General features: G+C 72.1%; 6 protein-coding genes. 2 read left to right on the top strand and 4 right to left on the bottom strand.

Annotated features, from left to right (window positions below; genetic code table 11):
- Positions 1-424: prephenate dehydratase domain-containing protein (locus FV228_RS19935; RefSeq protein WP_281406510.1), on the bottom strand; the 424-nt coding region annotated here is incomplete at its 3' end.
- A 25-nt stretch (positions 425-449) separates the two neighbouring features.
- Positions 450-1,193 (bottom strand): 3-deoxy-manno-octulosonate cytidylyltransferase, encoded by a 744-nt coding sequence (locus FV228_RS19930; protein WP_147856206.1) that lies wholly within the window; start codon positions 1,191-1,193, stop codon positions 450-452.
- A 299-nt stretch (positions 1,194-1,492) separates the two neighbouring features.
- On the opposite strand from FV228_RS19930, the gene FV228_RS19925 reads away from it, so the two are divergent.
- Positions 1,493-2,467, top strand: a complete 975-nt coding sequence (locus FV228_RS19925; protein WP_147856205.1) for a cytochrome c family protein — start codon at positions 1,493-1,495, stop codon at positions 2,465-2,467.
- A 92-nt stretch (positions 2,468-2,559) separates the two neighbouring features.
- Positions 2,560-3,741, top strand: coding sequence for a multidrug effflux MFS transporter (locus FV228_RS19920; protein ID WP_147856204.1), 1,182 nt, complete (start codon positions 2,560-2,562; stop codon positions 3,739-3,741).
- A 24-nt stretch (positions 3,742-3,765) separates the two neighbouring features.
- Here the strand turns inward: FV228_RS19920 and FV228_RS19915 are convergent, their stop codons facing one another.
- Positions 3,766-4,284, bottom strand: coding sequence for an N-acetyltransferase (locus tag FV228_RS19915; protein ID WP_147856203.1), 519 nt, complete (start codon positions 4,282-4,284; stop codon positions 3,766-3,768).
- A 67-nt stretch (positions 4,285-4,351) separates the two neighbouring features.
- On the bottom strand, positions 4,352-5,017 hold a 666-nt coding region (locus FV228_RS19910), incomplete at its 5' end, for an MFS transporter (RefSeq protein WP_147856202.1).

Genomic DNA, 5,017 nt, shown 5'->3' with positions numbered 1-5,017 from the left:
GGTCCCCGATCTCCGCGACCTCGCGGGCCGCGCCCGCGGTGTCGCCGGCGACCACGGCCTTCACGCCGAGGCGCCGGACGATCCTCCGGCACTGGCCGAGCGCGTGGACATGGCTGTGCACGGTCCGCACCGCCTCCAGCTTCGTGCCCGGCAGGACCATCAGCTGGAAGTGGATCGGCAGGAAGTGCTCGGCCACGATGTGCAGCGGCGAGGTCGGGATCAGGTGGTGGATGTCGGCCACCCGGCCGGCGATCGAGTTCTCGATCGGGATCATGGCCCGCTGGGCCCGGCCCTCCGTGACCGCCGCGAAGGCGTCCTCGAAGGTCGGGCAGGGCAACGGCGTCCAGTCCGGAAAGGCCTGCGCACAGATGATGTGCGAGTTGGCCCCGGGCTCGCCCTGGTAGGCGATGGTGCGGTCGGCGATGGCTGTCGGGGAATCGGTCATGCGTTCAGTTCAGGCGGCGGGCCTGGAGCAGGGCGCGGGCGCGCTCCAGGTCGGCGGGGGTGTCGACGCCGAGCGGCAGGTCGTCGACGATGACGGCATCGATGCGCATGCCGGCTTCCAGCGCCCGCAGCTGCTCCAGCTTTTCCCGCGTCTCAAGCTCGCCCGGGGGCAGGGCGACGAAGCGGGTCAGGGCGGAGCGGCGATAGGCGTAGAGGCCGATATGGTGCCAGAGCGGGCCGTCGCCCCAGGGGGCGCGGGCGCGGGTGAAGTAGAGCGCCCGCAGCCGCCCCGGGCCGACCTGATGGCCCACGAGCTTGACCACGTTGGGGTTCTCCGCCTCGTGCGGGTCGGTGATCGGTGCGCAGAGCGTGACGATGTCCACCGTGCGGTCGGAGAGCGGGCCGATCGAGGCCCCGATGATCGCCGGGTCGATGGTCGGCAGGTCGCCCTGCACGTTCACCACCACGTCATGGTGCCCCGCCGGATCGACGCTCTCCAGTGCCTCGGCGAGGCGGTCCGAGCCGGACGGGTGGTCGGCCCGGGTCATCACTGCGATGCCGCCGGCCGCCTCGACGGCGTGGGCGATCTCGGCCGTGTCGGTCGCCACCACCACGGGGCCGATCCCGGCCTCCATGGCCCGCCGCCAGACATGGACGATCATCGCCTCGCCCGCGATCTCGGCCAGCGGCTTGTTCGGCAGGCGCGTCGCGGCGAGGCGGGCCGGGATCAGCACGAGGGGATCGGACATGAAGGGCTCGGACCTGAGGCTGAGGCGTCCGCCAGCGAAGCGCGGGTGCTTAGCAGGCCTGCTCCGGGTTGTCGTCCCTCGCGGGACCGGGGGCATCGGGCCACGCGATCCGGCAAAATGATGCCGCCGGGTAACAAGCTCGGCGATTTGGCACGGCGGTTTCGCCCCGCGACGGAACGTATCCCCCCACCGGCATTGTCAAGATCGTGCCGGAACGGCTAAGCACCCTTGAAATCTTCCAAGGTCCTGTGTCCCGGCATGCCTGCCTGTCACGGGCATGGGCAGATCGAGAGAAGAGCATGAACTCGTTCGAGGTGAACAAGGTTCTCGGTGCCGTCCTCGGCGCCTTATTGTTCGCGGCCGGATCGGGTTTCGTCGCCGAGCTGATCTACCATCCGAAGCCGGCCGGCAAAGCCGGCTACGACCTGCCCGAGCCGGAGCCGCAGACCGCCGCGGCGGCGCCGGAGGCCAAGGTCGAGCCGATCGCCGTCCGGCTCGCCAGCGCCAACGCCGAGAAGGGCGAGGCCGGCACCAAGGCCTGCCATGCCTGCCACAACTTCGAGAAGGGCGGCCCGAACAAGGTCGGCCCGGACCTGTACGGCGTGGTCGAGCGCCCGAAGGGGGGGCATGCCGGCTTCGAGTACTCGGCGGCCCTGAAGGAGAAGGGCGGCACCTGGACCTACGACGACCTGGACGCGTTCCTCACCAACCCGAAGGCCTACGCCAAGGGCACCAAGATGGCCTTCGCCGGCATCGCGTCGCCGCAGGATCGGGCCAACGTCATCGCCTACCTGCGCAACAACGCCGACAGCCCCAAGCCGCTGCCCGCCGTCGAGAAGACCGAGGCGAAGCCCGAGGCCGCACCGGCCGCCGCCAAGCCCGAGGACAAGCCCGCGCCTGCGCCCGCCTCCGAAGAGAAGCCCACCGCCGCCAAGCCCGCGGCCGGCAAGGGCTCCGAGGGCAAGGACAGCCCGGCCAAGCCCGCCGACACCAGCACGGCCAAGCCGGTCGAGGAGAAGTCCGCCGGCAGCCCCCGGGCGCCGAGCGAATCGAGCGACCGCAACGCCCCGGCTCCGCCGGCCGGTGCTCATGATGGCGACCAGCAGGGCACGCCGTCGAGCCTGATCCCGGCCGAGCCGACTGCGCCGTCCGCCCCGGCCGCCAAGGAGCTGCCGGCCCAGGCCAACCCCGAGGCGGTGGACCGGGCCAAGGACCTGGAGGTCGGCGGCCCGACCAAGGACCTGAACGCACCGCTGCCGACGCCGAAGAACTAGCGGCGACCTGGCCGGGCCTTCAGGCCCGGCCTTTGCCTTGAGGCGTCCGCGACCCGATCTCCGCTCGGGTCAGACACCGATAAGGATTCCGCTTGCCCGATCGAAGTCCGGAACCGGCAGCGCGCCGGGCGCCACTGCCGCTGCTGGTCGCCGTGACCATGACCGGCACGGTGGCGCTGCACATCTTCGTGCCCGCGCTCGCCTCCGCCGCCGCAGACCTCGGCATCACGAATGCCGCCGCGCAACTCACCATCACGGTCTACCTGATCGGGCTCGCAGGCGGCCAACTGCTGTACGGGCCGCTCTCCGACCGATTCGGACGGCGTCCGATCCTCATCGGCGGGCTCGGCCTCTACCTCGCCGGTCTGCTGCTGGCGATTCCGGCCCAGAGCATCGGCGTGCTGCTGGTGGCGCGGGTGCTGCAATCGCTCGGGGCCTGCGGCTCCCTGGTGATCGGCCGGGCCATGGTGCGGGATGTCTCGACCCGGGAGGACGCGGCCCGGAAGCTCGCGATCCTCACCACCGCCATGACCCTCACCCCCGCCCTGGCCCCGGCGATCGGCGGGGTGGTGAACGAGGCCTTCGGCTGGCGCGCCGTGTTCGTGGTGCTCGCCGGGATCGTTGCGGTGCTCGGCACCCTGGTGGTGTTCACCCTGCCGGAGACCAATCGGCACAAGGTGGCCCTGCCGGGGCTCGTTGCGATCCTGGCGGGTTACCTGCGGCTGGTGAAGGTGCCGGTGTTCCGCGCCTATCTGGTGGCGGGGGCCTGCGGCGGCACCAGCCTCTACGCGTTCCTGGCGGTGGCGCCGTTCCTGCTGGTGGACCGGCTCGGGCGATCCTCGCAGGAGGTCGGGTTCGATTGCCTGATCGTCGTGTTCGGCATGGTCGGCGGCGCCGTGCTGGCGAGCCGGCTCGCGACGCGGGTACCGATCCGCAAGGCGGCCCGCAGCGGCAACCTGCTCTGCATCGTGGCGGCGCTGGCGCTGCTGCTGGTCGATCGGACCGGGATGCTCGGGGTCGTCACCCTGATCGTGCCGCTCTTCGCCTACGCGGTCGGGGTCGGCCTGCTCAGTCCCAACGCGGTCGCCGGGCTGATGAACGTCGATCCGCACGCGGCGGGCTCGGCATCCAGCCTCTACGGCTTCACCCAGATGACCTTCGGGGCTTTGTTCACGGCGGCGGCCTCGGCCTGGCCCGCGACTTCGGCGACCCCCGTGGCCCTGGCGCTGCTCACCGCCGGGCTGATCGCGGCCCTGGCGCTGCGGCGGGCGTGACCGCGCCGCGAACCGGCGAAGACCTCAAGGCCGGGGATCTTCCGGGCGCAACGCGTCCACGGCGCCCGATATGCCCTCGCGAAAACCGTCGGCCAGTTCCAGCCACAGGAGGCGGGCCGGGTCCACCGGGCCCGGCAGGGTCAGGCGGCCCGGCGGCACCGGGGTGAAGCCGAAGCGGCTGTAATAGGGCGCGTCGCCCACCAGGATCACCAGACCCTCGCCGGCCTGCCGCGCCGCCTCGATCGCCGCTCGGGTCAGGGTGCCGCCGATGCCGCGGCCCTCGAAACTCGGGTCTACCGCCAGGGGACCGAGCATGACGAAGCGCGAAGGCCCGGCGCGCACCGGCCCCATCCGCACCGAGCCCACCAGGAAGCTGCCGACCGAGGCGGTGACGCCGAGGTCGATCCGTTCGGCCGCCTTCTCGCGCAGGCGATAGGCGGTGCGGGCGAACCGTCCGGGACCGAAGGCCCGGGCCTGGAGGCGATCGATCGCGGGGGCGTCCTCCGGCCGCTCGGGCCGGATGACGAGGGAAAGCGTGGTCAAGGGCGGGCTCGCGGCTCGGAACCGCCGCCGCGTAGCAGCGCCGGCCCGGGCTCGCAAACCGTCACCCCTACTCCGCCGCCGCCAGGGCGGGGCGCGGCTTGCCCTGCGTCAGCTTCAGGAAGCCGATCGCCGCGAGCCAGATCACCGCGCCGCAGGTGGCCGCGATGCCGAGCACCAGCGCGAAGCCGCCCCGGTCGTGCAGCACCGCGATCGCCGGGACCACGAAGCCGCTGGCCGTGAAGCCGACGAAGTAGCGCACGCTGTAGGCCCGGGCCCGGTAGGCCGGGGGTACGTAGCGGGCGATCATCGCGTCGTTGATCACCACCTGGCCGTAGATCGCCGTCATGGCGAGCATCAGCCCGGCGAGCAGCGGCAGGCCGGTGGTCAGCGCCGCGATCCCCAGCCCCACCGGCTGCAGCACCGAGAGGGTGACGAACAGGGACGGCAGGCTGAAGCGGTCGATCAGCCGGCCCATGGCGAGCTGCATCAGCGCGCCGACCAGGAAGACCACGGTGGCGAGCGAGCCGATCAGCGTCAGCGGCAGCGCCTGGCCGACGCCCTCGTCGATCACCTTGGGCAGGCTGATCGTCGTCAGGTTGAAGGTGACCCCGCCCGCGAAGATCGCGACCCCGTACAGCGCCATCAGCGCCCAGGGTCGGCTCACCGCGATCGCGGCCGCGCCCCCCGCCTTCTTGCCGCCGGCCTCGCCGTCGCCCGGCACCATCGCCAGGAA

It is taken from the genome of Methylobacterium sp. WL18 (assembly GCF_008040015.1).
Taxonomy (GTDB): Bacteria; Pseudomonadota; Alphaproteobacteria; order Rhizobiales; family Beijerinckiaceae; genus Methylobacterium; species Methylobacterium mesophilicum.
The sequence above is the reverse complement of the archived record's forward strand: the minus strand, read 5'-3'. Positions and strand labels throughout refer to the sequence as shown.